This is a genomic window from Nesterenkonia sp. E16_10 (genome assembly GCF_017347085.1).
In the GTDB taxonomy this organism is placed as follows: Bacteria; Actinomycetota; Actinomycetes; order Actinomycetales; family Micrococcaceae; genus Nesterenkonia.
In genome coordinates, this window is the sequence record NZ_JADPSA010000051.1 from 31,639 (window position 1) to 52,713 (window position 21,075).

The following is a 21,075-nucleotide window of genomic DNA, read 5'->3' on the forward strand; positions in this document are numbered from 1 at the left end:
GAACTGCGCGAGTCAGAGCCGCTGCCCACAGCGCTGCCGCACCCGCGCACCGCCGATGCCGAACCCGTCAGGGTGGGGCCATGGACGTCGCACCTCGCCTGCTGCTGGTCACCGAGGATCGAGCGCTGCGCGACGACGTGGCGCTGATCGCCGCCACCGTAGGGGCCGCGCTTGAGTCCCGCCCAGATTGGGAGGCAGTGGTGCCGAGGGAATGGGCAGTGCTGATGTGTGGGACCGACCGCCTGCCGCCGCTCTCACGACTGGCACGGGGAACGCTGCTGCTGGGAATCACCGGAGAGGCTCAGAGCCAGAGCCGGAGCCAGAGCCCGGGTGAGGAGCAGCAGCTGTGGAAGTTCGCGGCGGAACACCCAGGGCTGCAGCCTGTCCCGCTGCCGGCGGGGGAGGCCTGGCTGGCCAGACACCTGGGCGCGCGGGTGCTGGATCGGAACCCCGGACGGGTGCTGGCGGTGACCGGTGTGTTCGGAGGCGTGGGAGCGAGCACAGTGGCGTACCTGCTCGCCGCTGAACAGGCGGTGAGAGGAGCCTCGGTGCTGCTCGTCGATGCCGATCCGGCCCCCGGGGCTGGTCTCGCCGGGCTGCTGGGCGGGGCCGAGGACCGGTCCGGTGGCCGAAACCGACGCGTCAGGTCGCTGCACCGCGGCGGCGGGGAGGCCGAGCTCGGCGAAGCGCTCGGATGGGCGGAGCTCGCGGCGCTGGAGGGAGAGCTTGCCTCCCCACAGTTGGCCGCCGCACTGCCGATCCACGACGGGTTCCATGTGCTCAGCGGCGCGCCCGGCATTGAGGTGCGGCGGCGCATGCTCGAGCCGGTGGTGCGCTCGGCCCGGCGGGTCTTCGACACGGTGATCGTCGATGTCGGGCGCGATGCTGAGGCGGTGTCCCTGGTGCGTGAGCACCTGGATCAGCTGCTCCTGGTCACGCCGTGCACCGCGCGGGGCGCCGCTGCCGCACGTCAGCTGGGTGAGTCTGAGACAGGGGTGCCGGTGAGGCTCGTGGCCAACGGTGCCTCGCACGCCGGGTGGAATCCACAGGAGCTGGCGGGGGCCACGGATCTCCCGCTGGCCGGGGACATTCCGGAGCAGCGCTGGCTGCGCCGAGAGGAGGCGCTCGATGCCGCCTACGAGCTGCTGCGCTCCCGGCGCGGTGCGGCGTTCGTCGGAGCGCTGCTGGAGGTCCTGGACCTCGAGGAGCAGGTACGGCATGAGTGACCAGCAGCTTCACGCGCTGCGTGAGACCCTGACCAGCTCCGCCGAGCCGGTGACCGCCGCCCGGATCGCTGAAGCGGTCCGCGCCTCGGGACTGGCGCTGGGCTCCCGCACCACCGGGGAGCTGGTCAGGACGCTGCGCGATGAGCTCGTCGGGCTCGGCCCGCTGCAGCCGCTGGTCGAACAGCCCGGGGTCACCGATGTGCTCATCGACGGGCATCGCCAGGTGTGGACCGACGGCGCGGAAGGATTGACTCAGACGGCAGTGCGCTTCGCCACGGAAGAACAGGTGCGCGGACTGGCCAGGCGGCTGATCGCGCTGTCCGGGGGTCGGCTCGATGAGGGCCAGCCCTGTGCCGAGGGGCGGATCGGTGACTGTCGGGTCCATGCAGTGATCCCGCCGGTCGCAGTGGAGGGGACGATGATCTCGGTGCGGATCTCGCGCGGCTCCGCGGCGAGGTTGGAGCAGCTCGCCCTCCAGTGGGACGCCCCCGAGGTGTGGCTCCCGGTGATCCGCGGCGTCGTCGACGCCCGTCTGAACTGCCTGATCTCTGGAGCCACCGGCTCGGGGAAGACCAGTCTGCTGGGGGCCATGCTCGCCGCGTGCCCACACCAGGAGCGGATCATCATCGTGGAGGACACCACTGAGCTGCGGCCGGATCATCCGCATGTGCTGCACCTGCAGCAGCGCCGGGGCAACGTGGAGGGAGCCGGTGAGCTCGGGATGGGCCAACTGGTCCGCGAGACGCTGCGGATGCGCCCGGACCGACTGATCGTCGGGGAGTGCCGGGGAGGCGAGCTCAAGGACTTCCTCACTGCGATGAACACCGGACACCAGGGCGCGGTCGGGACGGTCCACGCGAACTCGCCGCATGCGGTGCCGGCCAGACTCATAGCGATGGGAGCCCTCGCCGGTCTGCCGCCGGAATCTGTGGCGCTGCAGGCGGGGGCCGCCCTGGATGCGGTGATCCACATGGAGCGTCGCCGAGGCCGACGGATGCCGGTCGCGATCTCGCTGGTCCGCTGCGTGGAGCGGGCGCTTGAGATGGTGCCGGCGCTGCTTGCCGCAGACCTCGACTCGGCGGGCCCTCCGGGCGTGCAGGCTCAGGTCGGCTGGGATGAGCTGACCCGGAGGATCGGCCTGCGATGACCGATCCTGCGCAGCTGCCCCTGCTGTCCCTGCTCAGCGGTGCCATGATCGTCGCTGGGCTGCTGGGCATCACCCCACGTCGGGCAGATTCAAGCGGGCCGCGGCGCCTCAGGCCGCTGCGCGCTGGACTGCTGATCGGGTGGCTCCGGCTCCGTGAGCTGCCGCGGAGGTGGAGATCCGGCAGCGGAGGCGAGGTGAATGATCTGCGCGGCAGCGCAGCGTCTCTGCTGCACCAGTACGCCGCACTGCTGCAGTCGGGACGCTCCCAGGCCCAGGCCTGGGTAGACCTCAGCGCCCATTGGCGCTCGCGGGAGGACCACGCGCTGCTGGGGCAGGTCTGTGAACGGGCTGCCTCAGCGGAGCAGGCCGGTCTCGGCGCGGTGGTCGGGCTTCGACGGAGCCTGGCGGAGGTCGCCGCGGCACACCGCCCCAGGGCCGGGTCCGTCGGCCTCCACCGTGCGGTCACCGAGTCGAGGATTGCTGCCGACCCCGTCGCATCTCCAGCGCTCGGCCCAGCCCGCTATGTCGCCCCGGGCGCCGACGCTCACCCCGGCCCGGGCGCCGACGCTCATCCCGGCTCGGGCGCCCACGCTCACGCCGGCCCCGGCCCCGGCCCCGGTCCTGGTCTCAGCGTCGGTGCCTCGGCGGTCCTCACCGAGGTGCTCCAGGGTCTGATCAGCATCCACGCGCTCTCCCAGTCCACCGGCGCACCGCTTTCGAGGTTGTGCCGCAAGGCCGCCGATTCGTTGGAGGACTCCGCGGCGCTGGACGCCGCCGTGCGGACCGCGGCCGCCGGCCCTCGGCTGACCCAGTTCATCCTCGCGGCGCTGCCTCTCGGTGGACTGGCCATGGGTGCACTGATGGGAGCGCAGCCCCTCGCCGTGCTGTTCGGCTCGACCCTGGGATGGGGATGCCTGGTGTCGGGTCTGGGCTGTCTGCTGCTCGGCTGGCGCTGGAGCGCTCGGATGATCCGCGCGGTGACGCCGCATGGCTGAAGGACAGATGCTCCCGGGACTCGCGTGCCTCCTGCTGATGGGGATCCTCGTGCTGCTGCTGCTGCTGCTGCCGGTCCCGTCCTCGCCGCCGCGCCGACCCCTGGCCTCCGGGCGGCGTGCCTCCCGCCGGGCGAGGCCACCCTATGAACGGGCATCGGCAGCGTCCCCGCGGGACACCCCCGACGCCGCGACGCTGCTCGACCTCACGGCGGCGATGCTGCGCGCCGGCGTGGGCATCGAGCCCGCGGTGCACCGGCTCTCCGAAGACGTCCCAGGCTGTGCGCCGCTGGGCCGAGTGCATCGGCGACTCGTGACCGGACAGCCGTGGAGACAGGCCTGGTCCTGCGTGGACTCCCAGCCCCAGCTGCGCGAATTCGGTGAAGAGCTGGCGTTCGCCCATGCCACCGGCGCACCGACGGTGGAGCTGCTGGAGCTGACCGCGCTCCGGGCGCGCCGGCGTCGTCGCGCCGCGGTGGAGGAACAGGCCGCCCGGCTGTCGGTGCAGATGGTGCTGCCGCTGGGGCTGTGCTTCCTGCCGGGCTTCATCCTGCTGGGGGTGATTCCGGTGGTGCTGGGACTGTTCCAGGAACTGGCGTAGCCTATGACCCATGTTGGCAGCCTTCTCCGTTGCGCCCGTCACCGCAGACACCCCCGATGGTTCGCTCAGCGCAGCCGTGGCCGAGGCCGTTCGGGTGGTGCGTGATTCAGGGCTTCCGCACGAGACGACCTCGATGTTCACCACCATCGAAGGCGAGTGGGACGAGGTCTTCGACGTCATCCGGCGCGCCACGGAGGCGGTGAGCGCGGTCAGCCCGCGGGTCAGCCTCGTGGTCAAGGCCGATATCCGGCCCGGCTTCACCGGTCAGCTCAGCGAGAAGGTGACTCGGCTCGAGGAGCGCCTCAGCGGCGACTGAGCTGCTCAAGCTCGCGCGACAGATTGACCCGGGCCTGTGGCTCCCAGCGCTGGATCCCGGTCGCGGTGCGGAACAGCGAGGGAGAGCCGAGCAGCCGCTGGAGCACCTGCGCCCTGCCGTAGCGGAAATCCTCCTCAGCCACATGGCGGTAGTCCACTCGCACGGCTTCGGTGTAGCGCGCGTAGTCATCCGGCGCCTGAGCGAGCACCTGGAGGTCGGCGTCCACCAACACGGCCCCCCGGCGATCGGCGGGGTGAGGATCGTGACTCGCCGTGAGTCGGACCAGCCGCGCGGTCTCCTCCACCGCGTGCTCGGGAAGCAGCACCTCGAGCCGGGTCTCCGCCAGCGTCGCTGACTCCTCCTCGTCGGTTCCGGCGACGCCGGTGTAGACGGCGTCGTGGAACCAGGCGGCCAGGGTCACGACCGGACGCTGACTTGTCTCGAGCTCTCCTGCGCGGTGAAGCGTGCCCACACCGCGCAGCACCGCGCTGAGGTGGGTCGGCGCATGATAGCTCCGGTGCGGCTCGGACCAGCGGGTGAGCAGCTCCTCGCCCAGGGCCGACCATGCCCCGTCTGCGGCGAGCGAGCGGGTCAGCGCAGCGTCGTCCTCGGTCTCATCGCGAGGTTCGGCCAAGCCCCACTGCGTGCCCAGCCGAATCCAGGCGCGCAGGAGATTCCGGCGCAGCTTTTCGGGTCGCTGCGCGGCCGGGATGCGCAGCCCGCAGCCGAGCAGGATCCGGGTCAGCTCACGTCCCGAGACCGGCACCGCGCCCAGGCTCGTGAGGTCCTCGAAGCGGTGGGCCGGGACATCGTAATGATCCTGGTCGAAGGCGCGGATACTGATTCCAGCGGCACCGGCGATGCGGTGCAGCTCCTCCAGGGAATGGTCTGAGATCAGATGGGAGAACACGGTGCCGTGGGCCGGCCAGCTGGGCGGGTCGATAAAGATCGTCATCTCAACTCCCCCTGGCCCTGGCGGCCGTCGTCACGGTTTCATTCTGCGGAAAACACGAAACACCCTGCTCATCCGTATAGGACAGTCTAGGGAGGGCATCCGGGGAGCCGGTAAAGTGTCTTACACCACGGTAAGGTGGCTGACTACACATCGCACCGTGTACTCAACCCGCTGGGCACTCAACGCACCTCCGAAGACCCACCGCACCTTTGAATCACTTGACTGAGGAGAAGACTCATGAAAATGCGTCGTACAACAATTGCAGTCACCGCTGCAGCCGCTCTTGCCCTCTCCGCCTGTGGCGGAGACGACAATGGTGGGGACGAAGACGTCCAGACCGGAGACGAGGACAGCTTCACCAATGAGCTGACGTTCGGCACCGGCGGCGTTGCCGGCACCTACTTCCCGCTGGGCGATGAGCTCGCCTCGATCTTCGAGGACAACATCGAAGACGTCTCGGTCACCGCGATCGAGACCGGCGGCTCCGCAGACAACCTGGGCGGCATCTTCCAGGAAGAGATGCAGCTCGGTCTGACTCAGAACGACACCGCCGAGATGGGCGTCAACGGTGAAATCGATGACCTTGACGGCATGGAGCTGGACAACTTCGGCTGGATCGCGAACCTCTACCCCGAGGCCGCACACATCATCGTCCGCGAGGACTCCGGCATCGAATCCATCGAGGAGCTTGAGGGTCAGACCATCGCCGTGGGCGACGTCGGCTCCGGCACCCGCGCGATCTCCGACGCGATCCTCTCCGCTCACGGCATCGAAGAAGGCGACTACACTGCCGAGGTCGCCGACTTCGGCACCTCCACCGAGATGCTCGCCGACGGCCAGATCGACGCGTCGATCTTCGTGGTCGGCGTTCCAGTGGCTGGTCTGACCCAGCTGGCCGCCTCCACCGATGTTGCGCTGCTCGGCATCGAAGATGACATGACCGAGTCCATCTCCGGTGAGTCCGGCGCAGAGTCCTACGACATCTCTGCCGACGCCTACGACTTCCTCGACGAGGACGTCACCACGGTCTCGGTGTTCGCGGCACTGGTCGCCTCCACCACCCAGGTCAGCGAGGATCTCGGCTACGAGATCACCGCCGCCACCCTGGAGAACGCAGACGACGTGACCCTTGAGATCGGCGAGAACATCAGCGAGGAGAACGCCCTGACCGGTGTCGGGAGCATCCCGCTGCACCCCGGCGCAGAGCGTTACTTCGAAGAGCAGGGCATTGACCTGCCGTGACACGCAGCACTGCTGAGAATCGTTCCCCGGCTCCTGCTGATGTGCAGGAGCCGGGGGTCGGTGGTGAGGAGCGGGCAGCCGAGATTCTTCGGAAGCACGACACCTCGAGCCGCTTCCGGACGGATCTGGGCTGGTGGACGTGGATCGTGGGCGGCCTTTCGGTGGCCTTCACGCTCTACCACCTCTATTACGCACTCGAGCGACCCTTCACCGGCTGGATCCACGGCGCGCTGCACCTCGCAGGCGCCACCTCGCTGATCTTCCTGCTCTACCCGGCGAGCAAGAGGCTGCTCAACGCCACGCCCAGCGGTGTGGTCTGGAAAGACCTGCTGCTCGGCCGAGGCCGCGGAGTTCCCTGGTACGACGCACTGCTGGCCGCGGCCGGCATGGCGGTCAACCTCTACATCGTCTTCCGCTACGAGTACCTGGTCGGCAACGCCGTGCAGATCCTCGGCTTCAGCGCACTGGACTACACCGTGGCCGTGGCCGGCACGCTGCTGGTCCTGGAAGCCACCCGTCGCTGCGTCGGCCTGCCCATCGTGATCATCGCCGCCTGCGCCATCGCCTACGCCATCTTCGGCAACATGAGCCCGATCTTCCCGCACCGCGGACGATCCTGGGACGCCTTCGCCACGGAGACCTTCCTCTCCACGCGCTCGATCTTCGGCACTCCGCTGCAGGTCTCGGCGAACTTCATCTTCCTCTTCCTGCTCTTCGCGGTGGTTCTGCTTCGGACCAACATCGGCCAGTTCTTCAACGACCTGGCCTTCCGTGCGGCGGGTAAGTACACGGGCGGCCCGGCCAAGGCCGCCGTCGCCGCCTCGGGCCTCCAGGGCATGGTCTCCGGGTCCTCGGTGGCCAACACCGTGGCCTCCGGATCGTTCACGATCCCGATCATGAAGAAGGCCGGGTTCAAGCCGCACTTCGCCGCCGCCACCGAGGCCACGGCCTCCACCGGTGGACAGCTGATGCCCCCGATCATGGGTGCAGCGGCGTTCATCATGGCGCAGAACGTGCCGAACCTGGAGTACAACGAGCTGATCGTCATCGCGATCATCCCGGCGCTGCTCTACTTCCTGGGTGCGTTCCTCTCGGTGCACTTCGAAGCGAAGCGCCGGGAGATCAAGGGCCTGCCGGTCGAGGAGCTGCCCAGCATCCGGTCGCTGGTCACCCGCGCCGACCTGCTCCTGCCGCTGGTCGTGATCATCAGCACGCTGATCGCCGGCCTGACGCCCACCCGGGCGGCGCTGCTGGGCATCGCGACCGCGATCGTCCTGAGCTTCTTCCGGTCCTCCACCCGGCTGAACCTGCGCGGATTCGTGGAGCTCTTCATCGCCGCGGCGCGCACCGCTCTGCCGGTGATCGCGGCCTGTGCCACGGCCGGCATCGTGGCAGGAACCGTGACCGCAACGGGGCTGGGCGGCCAGCTCGGCCGCGGACTGGTGTCCCTGGCCGGCGGCAGCTTCCTGCTGGTGCTCTTCTTCGTGATGATCGCCTGCATCATCCTCGGCATGGGCCTGCCGACCACGGCGAACTACGTGGTCACCGCCTCGGTCGCGGCGCCGATCTTGTACAACAACTTCGACGTCCCGCTGATCGCGGCGCACATGTTCGTGTTCTTCTTCGGCATCCTCGCCGACATCACGCCACCGGTCTGTCTGGCGGCCTACGCCGGTGCGGGCATCGCCGGGGCCAACCCGATGGCCGCCGGTGTGGCGGCGGTGAAGATCGCGCTGGCCGGGTTCCTGATCCCGTATGTGTTCATCCTGCAGCCGGCGCTGCTGCTGCAAGGCACCTGGGACGAGCTCACGATCGCCCTGATCACCGTGATCGTGGGGTTGATCGCCTTGTCCTCAGGCCTTGCCGGGTATCTGTTCCTGCGCGCCACGGTCATCGAGCGGACGCTGTTGATCGTCGGCGGTCTGCTGCTGATCTACCCGGATCTGACGCTGTCGGTGGCAGGCATGGTCGCCCTCGCGGTGGCGGTGGCGCTGCAGTTCATACGCCGCGGACGTGGGGACGGATCCGCGCAGAAGTCCGCATCCCAGGACGACGGCGCCCAGGTCACCGCGCGCGGCGGCGGTTCTGTGGAGAACCCGGCACCAGGGATGGCCTGAGCCGGGACGCCCCTGCTGAGCATGCTGGACCTTGCAACACCGAGGGCCCGACCGGATTCCGGTCGGGCCCTCGGTGTCTGATCAAGCTGCGGTCCGCTGTGGGCGCCGACGGTGCTACTCCCCGCCGAGGCTGAAGCTCGCCTCGAGCTCCTGGTCCGAATAGGTCCGGAACGCCACCATCGTCTCGGTGTCATGGACCGTGGCCACCTTGGAGATCTTCGCCGGGACCAGGTCGCTGAGATCCTCCAGGTTCGGGGTCTTCACCATCGCCACCAGGTCCCACTTGCCGGTGACCGAGTAGACCGCCTGGACCTCTTCGATGTTGGCGATGTCCTGCGCGGACTCAGGGATCCGATGGGGATCGGTCTTCATCATCACGAATGCGGTGACCATGGTGATCGCTGCCTTTCAGCCGGTGAGACTTCTTGAGCGCTGCTCCCTGTCAGGATACTGCGCCGCAGCCCGAGGCTCAGGCCTGGAACCGCTGCTGCCTGGTCGCATGCGCCGCGATGACCTCGGGGAGCACGCCGTGTCCGAGCCCCGGCGCGGTCGGGACCTGCACCACTCCTCGCTCGGCGGTGACCGGGGGGTCGATGATGTCCTGCGCGTAGTACTTGCCCGAGGCCGAGACGTCGGAGGGCAGGGTGAAGCCCGGCAGCGAGGAGAGCGCCACATTAGCCAGCCGACCGACCCCGAACTCATGCATCCCTCCGCACCAGACCGGCCAGCCCGCCGCCGCGGCCATGGCATGGGCGTCGCGCGCAGCGCTGAGACCGCCCATGCGGGAGACCTTGATGTTGAGCACGTTGCCGGCCTTCAGCGCCAGCGCGGTGCGCAGGTCATCCAGGGTTTCCACGGATTCGTCCAGACAGACCGGTGTGTCCAGGGCTGCGGTCAGTCGGGCGTGGTCCAGGAAGTTCTTCGGTGCGAAGGGCTGCTCGATCATGGTCAGCCGGAACGGATCCAGGGCGCGCAGCACGTCGAAGGCCGCCTCGCCGCCTGGTTCGGCGGTCCCCGGGTAGGCGCCGTTGGCATCGACATGGACATCAAGATCCGGGAAGGCCGCTCGCACGGCCCGCACCGGCTCCACGTCCCAGCCGGGCGCGATCTTCAGCTTCACCCGGGGATAGCCGGACTCCACGTGGCGGGTGACCTCGGTCAGCAGCGCCTCGATGCTGGGCTCGATGCCCAGGGAGACCCCCGCGACGACCGAGTCACGGTCCCCGCCGAGAGCCCGCGCCAGCGGCACCGACTCAGCGCCGGTCCACAGCGTCCAGGCGGCCATCTCGATACCGGCCTTGGCGAAATAGTTGCCGCGCACCTTGGCGTAGAGTCCGGCGATCTCGTCGGGGTGCTCCCACTCCGCACCGAGCACCGCGGGGATCAGATGATCGACGGCGGTCTGCCAGGCCGTCGTGGTGGTTTCGGGGGCGTAGAAGGGGCCGGCGGGGGAGGCGATCTCGCCCCAGCCGGTGGTGCCGTCCTCGGCGATCATCTCCACCAGCAGGTGGCGCAGCGAGGACTTCCGGTGCGAGCTGGTCTCGAAGGCATGTCGCAGGGGCAGCTCGACGTCGTGGAGCACGATCTCTGTGGCGCGCATCAGATATACAGTCCCATCTCTTGGATCAGTGATTCTCTCTCGGTCAGCCGACGGCGGCTGCCCTTGGCACTTGTGGTGGTCAGCGCGGTGAGCAGGTGGATCACCGCAGCGATGCCGGTGGCGGAGTCCGTGACCGAGGCGGAGTCGGTGGGCACGATCACGAGCTCGGTGGCCGGCTCCACCAGCGGGGACTCGGTCGAATCGGTCACCGCAACCACTGTGCCCCCGCGCTGGGCGAAGGCTCGCACCAGTTCGGCGGTCTCCCGGCGGTAACGGCGCAGTGAGAACGCGACCAGGACATCGGTGCCGCGCACATCGGTGAGCACGTCGATGCTGCGAGTGCTCTGGCCGTCGATGAGGGAGACCTGGGAGAGCCCGTGGGAGAGGTCCAGGTCCAGCAGGTGTGCGAAGGCGGCCGACCTGCCGTGGCCCACGATGAAGCGGCGGCGCGCTCCGGCGATCAGCGCCGCGGCCCGGGCCACCGATTCCTCGGTCTCGAAGCTGGCGAAGACCCGCTCCAGGTTCTCGCGCTCCTTGCGGATCAGACGGGCCTGCAGGGTCTTGGCCGAGGCGCGCGGGGCCATGCTCGCTCCGAAGCGCGCGGCCGGATTGTCCGGCCCACGGTGGGTCTGCGGCGTTCTCTTCTCGGCTGTGTCCTGCGGCCCATCGATCGGGGATGCCCCGCTCTCGATCCCGCTCATGCCGGCCGGGCGAAGCGGTAGACCGCCAGGTCCTCGTCCACGCGACGGCAGGAGACCGCCACGAACCCGTCGGTGAAGATCTCCTGGAAGCGCGTGCGAAGCAGCTCGATGATCACGGGGTCGGTGGGCTGCTGGGCGGGAACGGCGAGGGCCGTGGACTCCGCGTCGGCGCGGATCTCCCCGGCAACGGTGAGCGGATGTGCCGCCAGCTCCGCCTCGAAGTCATCCTCAGGCGCGCTCCGCCGGTCCGGTGTCGACTGGTCGGGGTCGGCGCTCTTCTCGCCGAGTCGCCATTCCACGGTGATGCGGTCGGTGCCGGGCCCGGCGAGGGCGTCGCGGGTGAACCAGCGGCCCTGTGCGCCGAGCACGTCGAGGTTGAAGTGGGCGTTGCGGCTGATCATCGGATTGTAGGTCCAGCGCATCCGGCTCGATCCCTGCCGGTGGGCGACGGCGGCCTGGACGGTCTTCAGCGCCCTGCCGACCCCCTGGCCCTGCAGGTCCGCCGAGACCACGGCGGCCTGGGAGAAGTGGTAGACATGCGGATCCTCCGGGTCGGTCTCTACGGCTGTCCAGCCGAAGGCCATCCCACGCAGGTCGCCGGCGGCGTCGAGCGCCCCGATGACCGTGCCGCCGTAGGTCAGCAGGTTCTTCAGCAGGCGGGCGTTGATCCCCTGGTCCTCCCCGCTGTAGGCGAAGACCTCGCGGTAGAGCCGGCAGGCGGCTTCCAGCTCGGCGACCTCGGTGAGACCACGCACGGTGACTCCACCGTCCAGGCTGATCGATTCCGGCATGGCGGGAGAAGCGGGTGCGGCTGCATCCTGATGTGTCATGCGGTCCTCTCGAGGCCTGGTCAATGTTCTTACGTTGCGTATCATAGCCTCATGGACAACTCTTCTGGCACTGCCCTGCTTGATCTCGCAAGGAATCGGTATGACCGGACCCTGGAACTTCTGGAACGGATGGTGCTGACCGAGTCGCCCACAGGGGACGCCGCGGGGGTCTCCGCCGTCGCGGATCAGGTGCGCGAGCTCTTCGCCGAGCACCACGCCGAGGTCTCCGTGCGGGAGGGGGAGTGGGGCACCCATTTGGTGATGGACATCCCCGGTGCGGGAGCGGCCCGAGATGCCGCCCCGGTGCTCTTCATCGGACATTCCGACACCGTGTGGCCCGAAGGGACGCTGACCGACATGCCCTTCCGCATCGAGGACGGCATCGCGTACGGTCCCGGGATCTTCGACATGAAGTCCGGGCTGCTGATCATGCACCAGGGGCTCAGCCTCAGCACGGAGCTGGGATCGTCACGGCCACCGGTGCGCGTGATCGTGGTCGGTGACGAGGAGATCGGCTCCCCGAGTTCCAGGGAGCTGCTGCTGGCCAGCGCCGAGGGGGTCGGCGCCGTACTCGGCTTCGAATCTCCGCACCCCGGTGGGGCGCTGAAGGTGGGCCGGCTCGGCAGCACCCGGCTCCGGCTGCAGATCACCGGACGGGCCTCCCATGCGGCGCTGGATCCTGAGGGTGGAGTCAACGCCATCGAGGAGCTGGTCGATCAGATCCTCGCGCTGCGCGAGATCGTCGCATCCGCGCAGGAGGCCGCCCCGGAGGACGTGCTGTGCAATGTGGGGACCATCGCCGGTGGCGGGAAGACCAACGTGGTGCCCGCCGCGGCCTCGGTGGAGGTGGGACTGCGATTCCGAACCCCCGACGTGGAAAACCAGGTGCTGGCGGCGATCCGGGATCTGGCTCCGGTGCGTCCGGATGCCCGGCTGCAGGTGCAGACCTTGTCCCAGCGACCCGCCTGGCAGGCCGACGCGGCGGATGCGGAGCTGCTCGCCGCGGTGGAGGCCGCAGCTCAGGACGCCGGGCTGCCCTCCGTCGGCGGTCGTCCCGCGGCCGGCGCCGGAGACACCAACTTCCTCGGTTCAGATCTGCCGACCCTCGATGGCCTGGGCCCCGACGGTGCGGGAGCCCACGCGGATCATGAGCAGGTCCGGCTGGAATCGATCCCGGAACGGATCGCGCTGCTGGCGGCGCTGCTCGCTCGGCTCTGATCCAGGCTCATCCGGGAGGACCGGCACGCGCCGCCCCGCGACCCACGAGTCCGGAGAGGTCCACACCGTCCATCAGCCGTTCGGGAAGGATCGGCACCGCGGTCCGGACCAGCACCTCGGTGCCGTCCCCGCCGGTGACGGTGCAGCTGGTGAGCTCCACCGCATTGCGCACGGCCACAGCCTCCGCCACGGTGCACGGACTTCCGCTGCTCAGCCCGCGCGCCGCGTCGGCCCCGGCCAGCGCCGCCAGGTCCGCCCCGCGGGCAGCCTGTGCCGAAGATGCCGCGACCATGCTCAGGACCTGCGTCGCGGCGAGCAGCAGGAGCAGCACCATGATCAGCCCCAGCGCCAGCACGGTGCCTGAACCCCGCTCGCCCGAGAACCGTCCTGCAGGTCTCATGGCAGGTCTCATGGCAGATCCTCGACCCGAGCCGTGGCTCGCGCGTCCTGGGTCATCGCGACCTCGACCCAGCCGAGCACCCGGACCGGGCGGACCAGCGCGACGGTGACATAGCCCTGATCGTGGCTGAGCTGGAAGGACACCTCATCACCGGCGATCCGCCGGGCGGCTGCCTCCGCCGAGGCCGGGTCTTCCCCGCGGGCCAGCTCTCGAGCCGCGGCCCGGGCTCCGGTCTCCAGGGTGACCTGCGCGGCGCCCTGCAGCCCGAGCGAGACCACCAGCAGCAGCACCAGCATGACTCCGGGCAGCGCCACCGCGAACTCGGCGGTGATCGCCCCGCGCTCAGAAGGAGAGCGCACGTTCCACGACGCCGGTCAGCAGTCCCCGGGCGGTGCCTGAGCTCAGCACCGCGACCAGCAGCCCGGCGAACCCGACGGCGGCGAGCATCACGATGCCGTATTCGGCCGTGGCGAGACCGGCTTGCTCCTCATGCAGCTGCTGCGCCCTATGCCGAAATCCTTGCGGGTCACTGTGCGCAGGCGGTGCTTCCAGGACAGCGGGCTGAGTGGCCGTGCGTTGCATGGCTGTGCGTTCCATGACCGGGTGTTCCATGACGGTGCCTTCCGTGATGGTCGTCCTGACCCGGGGCCGCCGAGTCTCAGCGCACCGACTCTCAGGGAAGGGAGAGTCGGGGAGGCGCGACTTGGGTCCCGGGGGCCTTGACGACGAGTGAGCCCTGCGGAGTGCAGGTACCACCAGTCTTCGCCGCGCGGCGCGTGATTCCGCGAAAGCAGGCCACCCTGTGGAGAGGCTCGATCCAGGACCGGGTGGCCCTGGAGGCTGGGGCAGACCCGCGGGTCAGACCCGCGGAGTTCCCGCCCCTCCATCGAGTGTGCATTTTGCGGGGGTTTTCTCGCGGATACCCCCTCCGAAAGCGCCCAAAACGCACAATCGATGCAGAGAGGGGCTTTCACGCCACGCGATCACCTGCCGCCCGGATCAGCTGCGCGGCAGGAGCCCCTCACGGCCGCCGGAGACCCAGCGCGGGTCGAAGCTGCGGTCTCCGGAGACCTGACCCGCCAGCCCGTTGAGCTCGGGGAGGGCCGCATCGGGAAGTTCGACGTCCACCCCACGCTGCAGCTGATCCCAGTGCGCGGCAGTCCGCGTCCCCGGGATTGGAGCGATCTCCACGCCCAGCGCGGCTGCCTGCTGATAGAGCCAGGCCAGGGCCAGCCCAGCGGTGGGCAGCTCGAGGCGTGCCGCGATGTCACGCACTCGTGTCACGAGTGCGGCATTGTGCGGCAGGTTCTGGGGCATGAACCAGGGGAAGTTCTGCCGGATGTCATCCGCCGGAAGTGCCTCGGACTCGAAGGAGTCGGTTAGCATGCCTCGGCCCACGGGGGAGTAGGGCACGAACCCGATTCCGAGCCGCGCGCAGGTCGGCAGCACATGGGTCTCCACGTCCCGGGCGAAGATGCTCCACTCGCTCTGCACCGCCGTGATCGGGTGCACGGCGTGGCCGCGGGCGATCTCCTCGCCTGTGGCCTCCGAGAGCCCGATGGTACGGACCTTGCCGGCGGTGACCAGCTCTCCCAGGGCTCCGACGCTCTCCTCGATCGGCGTGTCAGGATCCACCCGGTGCAGGTAGTAGAGATCCAGGTGATCCGTGCCCAGCCGGCGCAGGCTCTGATCGATCTGTTCCTTGATATACCCCGCGTCGCCTCGGGCCCGGCGCCTGCCGACCCCGGCGCCCTGCTCGATGCCCACCTTGCTCGCCAGCACGAACTCTTCGCGCCGGTGCCTCAGGAAGGTCCCCAGAATGCGCTCGCTGGCACCGTCGCCGTAGATGTTCGCGGTGTCCAGGAATGTGACCTCGCGCTGTGCCACGTGCTCCAGCAGGGCGATCGAGTCCGCCTCGGTGATCGCCCCATAGGCCCCGGCCAGCGACATCGCGCCGTAGCCCAGTGCTGAGGTCTCGAGCTGATGTGGACCGGTGCCCAGGGTGAGGGAGCGCAGAGTCATGGGTGGATCCTTTCATGAGGATGGGGCAGCAGGCAGCAGGCAGCGGGCAGAGACCAGAGCAGAGCAGGGCAGAACACAGACGACGACCCCGACGGGCCGGCACGGCGGGTGCGTCGGTGATGAGGTCAGCGCCGCATCACCTTGCGCGCCGCCCAGTTGCCCACCAGCTGCAGCGACTGGACGAAGAGGATCACCACGATCACCGCCAGCCAGGTCACCTCGGGGTTGAATCGGTTGTACCCCTCCACGATGGCGAAGTTGCCGATACCGCCGCCGCCGATGATCCCCGCCAGCGCCGACATGTCGGTGAGCGCGATGATCACGAAGGTATACCCCAGGATCAGCGGACCCAGCGCCTCCGGGAGGAGCACCGTGAGAATGATGCGCAGCCGGGAGGCACCCATGGCGCGGGCCGCCTCGATCACCCCGGGGTCGATCGAGACCAGGTTCTGCTCCACGATCCGGGCGATCGCGAAGGTGGAGGCCCAGATCATCACGAAGATCACCGCATCGTTGCCGATCCCGGAGCCGATCACGAAGATGGTCACAGGCTGCAGGGCGGCGATCAGGATCACGAAGGGGATCGGCCGGATCAGGTTCACGATGAAGTTCATCGCCATACAGGCGGACTTGTTCGAGAGCAGCCCGCCCTCCCGGGTGGTGTAGAGCGTCAGCCCGATGGCCAGTCCGAGAAGTCCGCCGAGCAGGAAGGCCCAGGCGACCATGTAGATCGTGTCGAAGATCGCCTCGAGCAGCTCGGGTCCGTAGTAGCTCCAGTCCAGAGCTCGATATGTGTCGATCACTCGTGCACCTCCTGTACTTCTCCGGCGGAGTCCAGCGCCGCGACGAAGGCCTCCACCGAATGGGAATCACCGTCGAGGGCGAGCGTGAGCAGGCCGTAGGAGGCGTTCTTGGTGGTGTTCATGCCGCCGTGCACGATCTCGAAGGAGACCCCATGCGAGGCGGCCTCGCCCAGTACCGCGCTGACCGCCGCCGCGTTCTGCAGCGAGATCACGACCAGCCGTCCGCTGGCATGGCCACGAATCCGTTGCACATCTTCGGCCGTGGGGCGGTTCTTCAACGCCGCACCGACGAAGCTGGCGTCCTTGGTCTCGCGCGGGCTGGAGAAGACGTCGTAGACCAGCCCGGACTCCACGATCCGCCCCTGGTCCATCACTGCGACCCGGTCCGCGATGGAGCGGATGACCTCCATCTCGTGGGTGATCGCCACGATGGTGATGCCGAGCTCCTCGTTGGCCCGGCGCAGCAGCCGCAAGACCTCTCCGGTGGTGTTGGGGTCCAGCGCGGAGGTGGACTCATCGGCCAGCAGGATGTCTGGCTTGGCGGCCAGCGCGCGGGCGATGCCGACGCGCTGCTTCTGCCCGCCGGAGAGCTGCTCGGGGTATTGGGCTGCCTTGGCGGTGAGTCCCACGAACTCCAGCAGCTCCTCCACCCGGGCCTCACGCTCGGCCTTCTTCCATCCCGCCACCTTCAGCGGGTAGGCGACATTGCCGGCAACATTGCGGGAGTGGAAGAGGTTGAACTGCTGGAAGACCATCCCGATCCGGGAGCGGACCTTGGTCAGCTGTCCTTCACGCATCGCGGAGATCTCCTGGCCCAGCACATGCACGGAGCCTGCGGTGGGGCGTTCCAGTCCGTTGATCAGACGGATCAGGGTGGACTTTCCGGCACCCGAGAACCCGATGACGCCGTAGACCTCACCGCGGTCCACGCTCAGGCTCACGTCCTCGACCGCGGTGACGGTCTTGTCTCCCGTGCCGAAGGTGCGCGAGACGTTGTTGAACTCGATGAGCGGGGCAGTGCTCACGCGTCCTCGTCCGCTTCCTCGTCCGCTTCCTCGTCCGCGCCGGCCTCGTCCTCGTCGCCGGACTCTGAACCCGCGCTGCGCAGCGAGTCCTCGTAGTCGACCAGGGACTCCTGGAGCTGCTCGGGGGTCACCTCGGAGGCTGGGACCGAGGTGCCGGCCGAGAGCTCGGCGTCGATCTCGAGCACCCGCTCATCGTGATAGATCGCGGCGATCTCGCGCAGCGCCTCGTTGTCACTGTCCGCGGCGCGGGCGACGAAGGCGTTGATGTAGGGGAATGCCGAGGCGTCGGTGGGGTCATCGGCGAAGATGCCGTCACCCTCGGGATCGAGCTCCGCGTCCTGGGCGAAGTCGTTGTTGATGACCGAGCCCTGAACCGATTCCAGCGCGTTGACCGTCTGCTGGGCGCCGACCGGCTGCACCGTGACGGTGGAGGCCTCCTCGTCGATGTGGCGGGGCTCGGGCTGGCGGGTCTCCTCGGAGAGCTCCAGCAGCCCGGCCTCGACCAGCACGTTGATCGCGCGTCCCTGGTTCACCGCATCGTTAGGGATCGCGACGGTGTCTCCGTCGGTGAACTCGCTGACATCGTCGTACTCGTTGGAGTACAGGGTCAGCGGCACGGCGGCGGTGGAGCCGATGGGCTGCAGGTCCTCACCGGAGCTGACGTTGTAGTCCGCCAGGTAGGCGATGTGCTGGAACCAGTTGGCATCGATGTCACCGCTGGTCAGCGCCGGGTTGGGCTGGGTGTACTCGGTGAACTCGACGAGTTCGATCTCGTAGCCCAGCTCCTCCTCCGCGATGCGCTCGACCTCACGGTGGCTCTCGTTGGCGCCGACCACGCCGATGGTGAATTCCTGCTGGTCCTCCGGGATGGCCTCGGCGTCATCGCCGCCGCGGTCGAAGGCGCTGCAGCTGCTCAGAGCCAGGGCGAGTGTGGCGCTGAGGGCCAGGGTGTTGAGCCCGCGACGACGACGGCGGGCGGTGGGTCCGGAGGGGTTCTGCTGATGAGTCATGGGTGATCCTTCGGTGGGTGCGGGCGGATCTTCGCCCGAAAAAGTGACAGGGGTGCCCAGAGGGGTGTGTCTGGGGCGCTCGCGAATGTCCACGCGCGAACAGAGAGAGTGCACCAGTCGGTGCACAAGAGGGGAAGTCCTTTCGACGCTGCTCTTGCCGGTTCCAGTCAGCACCACAGCGAAGCCTCTTTGAGCTCCACCGATGATGAGAACAAGCCGCTTCGGGATCCGGGACCACCCTTGAACATGGGGTTGGTGAGTGACCGTGAACGGATCGTCGGATCACCGCCAGCGGTGGATCTCCAGGTCACTTCTCTTGAAGCAGGTTCAATCCTAGCTCACGATTCGTGGACGCACCGCGCACATTCATATTCCGTCACAGCGCCGGGTGTGTTCAGCCCGGCACCGTCTCAGGGTCCGAAGCGGAGTCGGATTCCCCAGGCCGGGCGGCGAGGATCGCGCGCAGCAGGTTCAGCGCTGGTTGCTTCTCCAACGGGTTGTTCTTGTTGCCGCATTTCGGCGACTGCACGCAGGAGGGGCAGCCGGTTGAGCAGTCGCAGCCGGCGATGGTCTCGGCGGTGGCGCTGATCCACTCGGTGGCCAGCTCGAACCCGCGCCGCGCGAACCCGGCCCCGCCGGGGTGTCCGTCGTAGACGAAGATCGTGGGCAGCTCGGTGTCGCGGTGCAGCGCGGTGGAGACCCCGCCGATGTCCCAGCGGTCCCCGGAGGTCAGCAGCGGCAGCAGCCCGATCATGGCGTGTTCGGCGGCATGCAGTGCCCCGGGCACGTGTTCCGGGATCACTCCGGCTTCCGCGAGCTCGGTCTCCGGGGCGGTGATCCACATCGCCTGGGTGCGCAGCGAGGAGGGAGGAAGCTCCAGCGGCTCATCGGAGAGCACCTCGGAGGAGCCCAGCGCCTTGCGCTGGAAGCCGACCACGGTGCTGGTCACCTCCACCATCCCGGAGTGCAGCCGGTAGCGGCCCCAGTCCATGGCCTCCTCGGTCTGCAGCACCTCGATGGAGGTGGTCTGCCGGGCCTGGGTGTAATACGGCGGGCTGGCGGGAAACACCAGCACGGCGCTGTTCTCGCGGTCCAGCTCTTCGACGATGTAGCTGCGGCCCTGGTGGAGGTAGACCGCGCCCGGGTGGGCCTGAGGCTGCGCCTGTGCGGAGCCCATGTCCCCGATCACGGTGCCGTCCTCCGCGTTGACGATCGTGTAGGGCCCGCCGCCGTCGGAGCGCAGCTTGACCCAGGCGGCGGCGGAGACGTCGTCGTGGGCGAAGAACCAGCCGCGCGGCCGGCGCCGCAGGTGCCCCTGCTCGGTGAGCGACTCGATCAGCCATGCCTCGAACAGATCCAGGTCCGGGGTGGTCAGCGGCAGCTCCTGAGCGGCGGCAAGGATATGCGGGGCGGCCACATGCGGATTCTCCGGGTTGGTCACGGCGTCCTCGACCGCGGTGTCGAAGATCGCCTCGGGGTGGTCCAACAGGTAGGAGTCCAGCGGATCATCCCCTGCGATGAAGAACGCGGCACCGCGCTGGCCCGAGCGCCCGGCGCGGCCCAGCTGCTGGAAGAACGAGGCGCGGGTGCCGGGCCAGCCGGCGATGATCACCGCGTCCAGCCCGGAGATGTCGATCCCCAGCTCCAGCGCCGGAGTGGAGGCGACGCCGAGCAGCCGGCCTTCGCGCAGCGCGTCCTCAAGCTCGCGGCGCTCCTCCTTCAGGTATCCGGAGCGGTAGGCCGCCACCTGTCCGCGCAGGTCACGGTCCACCTCGGCGAGTGAATCGGCGGCGATCTGCGCGATGGTCTCCGCCCCGCGGCGAGACTTGATGAAGGCCAGCGTGCGATGTCCGGCGACCACCAGGTCGGTGAGGATGTCGGCGGCCTCCACGGTGAGGCTGCGCTTGAGCGGAGCCGCATTGTCCCCGGTCAGCGTGGAGTCTGAGGCCTCCCAGAGGTAGATGTCCACGGCCCCGTGGGGTGAGGCGTCCTCGGTGATGGCGTGTACGGCCGACTCCGGGTGGCCGATGAGCCGGGAGAACGACGTCCCCGGGTCGCCGCTGGTCGCCGAGGCTCCGGTGAACACCGGGTGGGACCCGTAATGGGCGCAGATCCGCCGCAGCCTGCGCAGCAGCAGCGCGATGTGCGAGCCGAAGATTCCCCGGCAGCTGTGCGCCTCATCGATGATCACATAGCGCAGTCGGGCGAAGAACCGAGCCCAGGCCCGGTGGTTGGGCAGGATCCCGACGTTGAGCATGTCCGGGTTGGTCAGCACCACATTGGCGTGCTGACGGACCCAGCGGCGCTCGGTGGGATCGGTGTCCCCGTCGTAGGAGGCCGGGCGGATCCCGCCCTGGGACCCGGCGGGTCCGGTGGCCTCGGCGAGCTGGGTCAGCGCCTCGAGCTGATCCGCGGCCAGCGCCTTGGTGGGGGAGAGGTAGAGCATGGTCGTACCCACGCTGGGTGGGGGACCGAGGCTGCCGGATGAGGACACCGGCAGCGCCCCGCGCGGGCCGCCGGAGATCTCTGCCAGCCCGGGCAGCTGGGTGCCCAGGGACTTCCCTGAGGCGGTGCCGGTGGCCAGGATCGTATGGTGCCCGGCATGCAGCGCCTCGGCGGCGAGCACCTGGTGGCGGTAGAGTCCCGAGACCCCGAGCTGCCGGTAGCCTGCACGCAGCTCGGCGGGAACCCACTCGGGCCAGGCCGCGGTGTGCGCCTGCCGCGCCGGCAGGGTGCGGACGTGGCGCAGCGGACCGGCGTCGCCGACCTCCGAGGGCAGACCAGCGCGGCGCAGCAGCTCAAAGGGGTCCTGATCGGTCATCCCCCTCAGGCTACGGCAGGATGCCGCCGCAGCCCCCGCCGCGCCGGCG

At 68.9% G+C, this 21,075-nt stretch carries 21 protein-coding genes; 8 read left to right on the forward strand and 13 right to left on the reverse strand.

Features of this window, described 5'->3' with window-relative positions:
• Positions 1–80 precede the first annotated feature (80 nt).
• The 5 genes from I2487_RS15195 to I2487_RS15215 are packed head-to-tail and all read left to right on the forward strand — an operon-like array spanning position 81 to position 4,282.
• On the forward strand, positions 81–1,226 hold the full coding sequence (locus I2487_RS15195; protein WP_207172677.1) for a CpaE-like family protein: 1,146 nt from the start codon (positions 81–83) through the stop codon (positions 1,224–1,226).
• The gene (locus I2487_RS15200) at positions 1,219–2,373 is read left to right on the forward strand and encodes a TadA family conjugal transfer-associated ATPase (RefSeq protein ID WP_207172678.1); all 1,155 of its coding nucleotides are present in this window, start codon (positions 1,219–1,221) and stop codon (positions 2,371–2,373) included. Before I2487_RS15195 ends, I2487_RS15200 begins: the two co-directional genes overlap by 8 nt.
• Positions 2,370–3,368, forward strand: a complete 999-nt coding sequence (locus I2487_RS15205) for a type II secretion system F family protein (protein ID WP_207172679.1) — start codon at positions 2,370–2,372, stop codon at positions 3,366–3,368. The genes I2487_RS15200 and I2487_RS15205 overlap by 4 nt, the downstream gene beginning before the upstream one ends.
• Positions 3,361–3,966 carry a type II secretion system F family protein gene (locus tag I2487_RS15210; protein WP_207172680.1) on the forward strand — a complete coding sequence of 202 codons (606 nt, stop codon included), beginning with the start codon at positions 3,361–3,363 and terminating at the stop codon, positions 3,964–3,966. Before I2487_RS15205 ends, I2487_RS15210 begins: the two co-directional genes overlap by 8 nt.
• A gap of 10 nt (positions 3,967–3,976) precedes the next feature.
• Entirely contained in the window at positions 3,977–4,282 is a 306-nt protein-coding gene (locus I2487_RS15215) for a thiamine-binding protein (protein WP_207172681.1), read from the forward strand.
• On the opposite strand, the gene I2487_RS15220 is transcribed toward I2487_RS15215, so the two are convergent.
• Positions 4,269–5,237, reverse strand: a complete 969-nt coding sequence (locus I2487_RS15220; protein WP_207172682.1) for a DUF4031 domain-containing protein — start codon at positions 5,235–5,237, stop codon at positions 4,269–4,271. The two genes, I2487_RS15215 and I2487_RS15220, sit on opposite strands and share 14 nt — an antisense overlap.
• A 243-nt stretch (positions 5,238–5,480) precedes the next feature.
• Between I2487_RS15220 and I2487_RS15225 the strand changes: the two genes are divergently transcribed.
• Positions 5,481–6,479: a TAXI family TRAP transporter solute-binding subunit gene (locus tag I2487_RS15225; RefSeq protein WP_255546521.1), complete on the forward strand. Its 999-nt coding sequence runs from the start codon at positions 5,481–5,483 to the stop codon at positions 6,477–6,479.
• Complete coding sequence (locus I2487_RS15230) at positions 6,476–8,596, forward strand: TRAP transporter fused permease subunit (RefSeq protein ID WP_207172685.1); 2,121 nt, start codon at positions 6,476–6,478, stop codon at positions 8,594–8,596. Before I2487_RS15225 ends, I2487_RS15230 begins: the two co-directional genes overlap by 4 nt.
• 114 nt (positions 8,597–8,710) lie before the next feature.
• Here the strand turns inward: I2487_RS15230 and I2487_RS15235 are convergent, their stop codons facing one another.
• The 4 genes from I2487_RS15235 to I2487_RS15250 all read right to left on the reverse strand — a co-directional run bounded on the left by I2487_RS15235 (position 8,711) and on the right by I2487_RS15250 (position 11,727).
• Positions 8,711–8,989, reverse strand: coding sequence for an Lrp/AsnC family transcriptional regulator (locus I2487_RS15235; RefSeq protein WP_036476260.1), 279 nt, complete (start codon positions 8,987–8,989; stop codon positions 8,711–8,713).
• Between the two features lie 76 nt (positions 8,990–9,065).
• Complete coding sequence (gene menC / locus I2487_RS15240; protein WP_218624367.1) at positions 9,066–10,196, reverse strand: o-succinylbenzoate synthase; 1,131 nt, start codon at positions 10,194–10,196, stop codon at positions 9,066–9,068.
• On the reverse strand, positions 10,196–10,897 hold the full coding sequence (locus tag I2487_RS15245) for a MurR/RpiR family transcriptional regulator (protein ID WP_207172686.1): 702 nt from the start codon (positions 10,895–10,897) through the stop codon (positions 10,196–10,198). The genes menC and I2487_RS15245 overlap by 1 nt, the downstream gene beginning before the upstream one ends.
• Positions 10,894–11,727: a hypothetical protein gene (locus I2487_RS15250; protein WP_207172687.1), complete on the reverse strand. Its 834-nt coding sequence runs from the start codon at positions 11,725–11,727 to the stop codon at positions 10,894–10,896. The genes I2487_RS15245 and I2487_RS15250 overlap by 4 nt, the downstream gene beginning before the upstream one ends.
• 51 nt (positions 11,728–11,778) lie before the next feature.
• Between I2487_RS15250 and I2487_RS15255 the strand changes: the two genes are divergently transcribed.
• Complete coding sequence (locus tag I2487_RS15255; RefSeq protein ID WP_207172688.1) at positions 11,779–12,945, forward strand: M20/M25/M40 family metallo-hydrolase; 1,167 nt, start codon at positions 11,779–11,781, stop codon at positions 12,943–12,945.
• A 7-nt stretch (positions 12,946–12,952) separates the two neighbouring features.
• Here I2487_RS15255 and I2487_RS15260 read toward each other — a convergent pair whose 3' ends face one another.
• From I2487_RS15260 to sftH, 8 genes are all read right to left on the reverse strand, one after another.
• Entirely contained in the window at positions 12,953–13,345 is a 393-nt protein-coding gene (locus tag I2487_RS15260) for an Rv3654c family TadE-like protein (protein ID WP_207173075.1), read from the reverse strand.
• 8 nt (positions 13,346–13,353) lie between these two features.
• Positions 13,354–13,704 (reverse strand): TadE family type IV pilus minor pilin, encoded by a 351-nt coding sequence (locus I2487_RS15265; protein WP_207172691.1) that lies wholly within the window; start codon positions 13,702–13,704, stop codon positions 13,354–13,356.
• Positions 13,688–13,942: a DUF4244 domain-containing protein gene (locus I2487_RS15270; protein ID WP_255546524.1), complete on the reverse strand. Its 255-nt coding sequence runs from the start codon at positions 13,940–13,942 to the stop codon at positions 13,688–13,690. Before I2487_RS15270 ends, I2487_RS15265 begins: the two co-directional genes overlap by 17 nt.
• A gap of 402 nt (positions 13,943–14,344) precedes the next feature.
• Positions 14,345–15,367: an aldo/keto reductase gene (locus I2487_RS15275; RefSeq protein ID WP_207172696.1), complete on the reverse strand. Its 1,023-nt coding sequence runs from the start codon at positions 15,365–15,367 to the stop codon at positions 14,345–14,347.
• Positions 15,368–15,492: 125 nt separating this feature from the next.
• Positions 15,493–16,092 (reverse strand): methionine ABC transporter permease, encoded by a 600-nt coding sequence (locus tag I2487_RS15280; protein WP_207172709.1) that lies wholly within the window; start codon positions 16,090–16,092, stop codon positions 15,493–15,495.
• 74 nt (positions 16,093–16,166) lie between these two features.
• Complete coding sequence (locus I2487_RS15285) at positions 16,167–17,195, reverse strand: ATP-binding cassette domain-containing protein (protein ID WP_207172698.1); 1,029 nt, start codon at positions 17,193–17,195, stop codon at positions 16,167–16,169.
• Entirely contained in the window at positions 17,192–18,205 is a 1,014-nt protein-coding gene (locus I2487_RS15290) for a MetQ/NlpA family ABC transporter substrate-binding protein (RefSeq protein ID WP_207172700.1), read from the reverse strand. Before I2487_RS15290 ends, I2487_RS15285 begins: the two co-directional genes overlap by 4 nt.
• A gap of 394 nt (positions 18,206–18,599) precedes the next feature.
• Complete coding sequence (gene sftH, locus I2487_RS15295; RefSeq protein WP_207172702.1) at positions 18,600–21,026, reverse strand: DNA 3'-5' helicase SftH; 2,427 nt, start codon at positions 21,024–21,026, stop codon at positions 18,600–18,602.
• Between the last annotated feature and the right edge of the window lie 49 nt (positions 21,027–21,075).

Bases quoted from the DNA above. Each gene is read 5' to 3' on its own strand.
- I2487_RS15195 (WP_207172677.1), top strand. From the start codon at position 81: ATGGACGTCGCACCTCGCCTGCTGCTGGTCACCGAGGATCGAGCGCTG.
- I2487_RS15200 (WP_207172678.1), top strand. From the start codon at position 1,219: ATGAGTGACCAGCAGCTTCACGCGCTGCGTGAGACCCTGACCAGCTCC.
- I2487_RS15205 (WP_207172679.1), top strand. From the start codon at position 2,370: ATGACCGATCCTGCGCAGCTGCCCCTGCTGTCCCTGCTCAGCGGTGCC.
- I2487_RS15210 (WP_207172680.1), top strand. From the start codon at position 3,361: ATGGCTGAAGGACAGATGCTCCCGGGACTCGCGTGCCTCCTGCTGATG.
- I2487_RS15215 (WP_207172681.1), top strand. From the start codon at position 3,977: ATGTTGGCAGCCTTCTCCGTTGCGCCCGTCACCGCAGACACCCCCGAT.
- I2487_RS15220 (WP_207172682.1), bottom strand. From the start codon at position 5,237: ATGACGATCTTTATCGACCCGCCCAGCTGGCCGGCCCACGGCACCGTG.
- I2487_RS15225 (WP_255546521.1), top strand. From the start codon at position 5,481: ATGCGTCGTACAACAATTGCAGTCACCGCTGCAGCCGCTCTTGCCCTC.
- I2487_RS15235 (WP_036476260.1), bottom strand. From the start codon at position 8,989: ATGGTCACCGCATTCGTGATGATGAAGACCGATCCCCATCGGATCCCT.
- menC (WP_218624367.1), bottom strand. From the start codon at position 10,196: ATGCGCGCCACAGAGATCGTGCTCCACGACGTCGAGCTGCCCCTGCGA.
- I2487_RS15245 (WP_207172686.1), bottom strand. From the start codon at position 10,897: ATGAGCGGGATCGAGAGCGGGGCATCCCCGATCGATGGGCCGCAGGAC.
- I2487_RS15250 (WP_207172687.1), bottom strand. From the start codon at position 11,727: ATGACACATCAGGATGCAGCCGCACCCGCTTCTCCCGCCATGCCGGAA.
- I2487_RS15255 (WP_207172688.1), top strand. From the start codon at position 11,779: ATGGACAACTCTTCTGGCACTGCCCTGCTTGATCTCGCAAGGAATCGG.
- I2487_RS15260 (WP_207173075.1), bottom strand. From the start codon at position 13,345: ATGAGACCTGCAGGACGGTTCTCGGGCGAGCGGGGTTCAGGCACCGTG.
- I2487_RS15270 (WP_255546524.1), bottom strand. From the start codon at position 13,942: ATGGAACGCACAGCCATGCAACGCACGGCCACTCAGCCCGCTGTCCTG.
- I2487_RS15275 (WP_207172696.1), bottom strand. From the start codon at position 15,367: ATGACTCTGCGCTCCCTCACCCTGGGCACCGGTCCACATCAGCTCGAG.
- I2487_RS15280 (WP_207172709.1), bottom strand. From the start codon at position 16,092: ATGGTCGCCTGGGCCTTCCTGCTCGGCGGACTTCTCGGACTGGCCATC.
- I2487_RS15290 (WP_207172700.1), bottom strand. From the start codon at position 18,205: ATGACTCATCAGCAGAACCCCTCCGGACCCACCGCCCGCCGTCGTCGT.
- sftH (WP_207172702.1), bottom strand. From the start codon at position 21,026: ATGACCGATCAGGACCCCTTTGAGCTGCTGCGCCGCGCTGGTCTGCCC.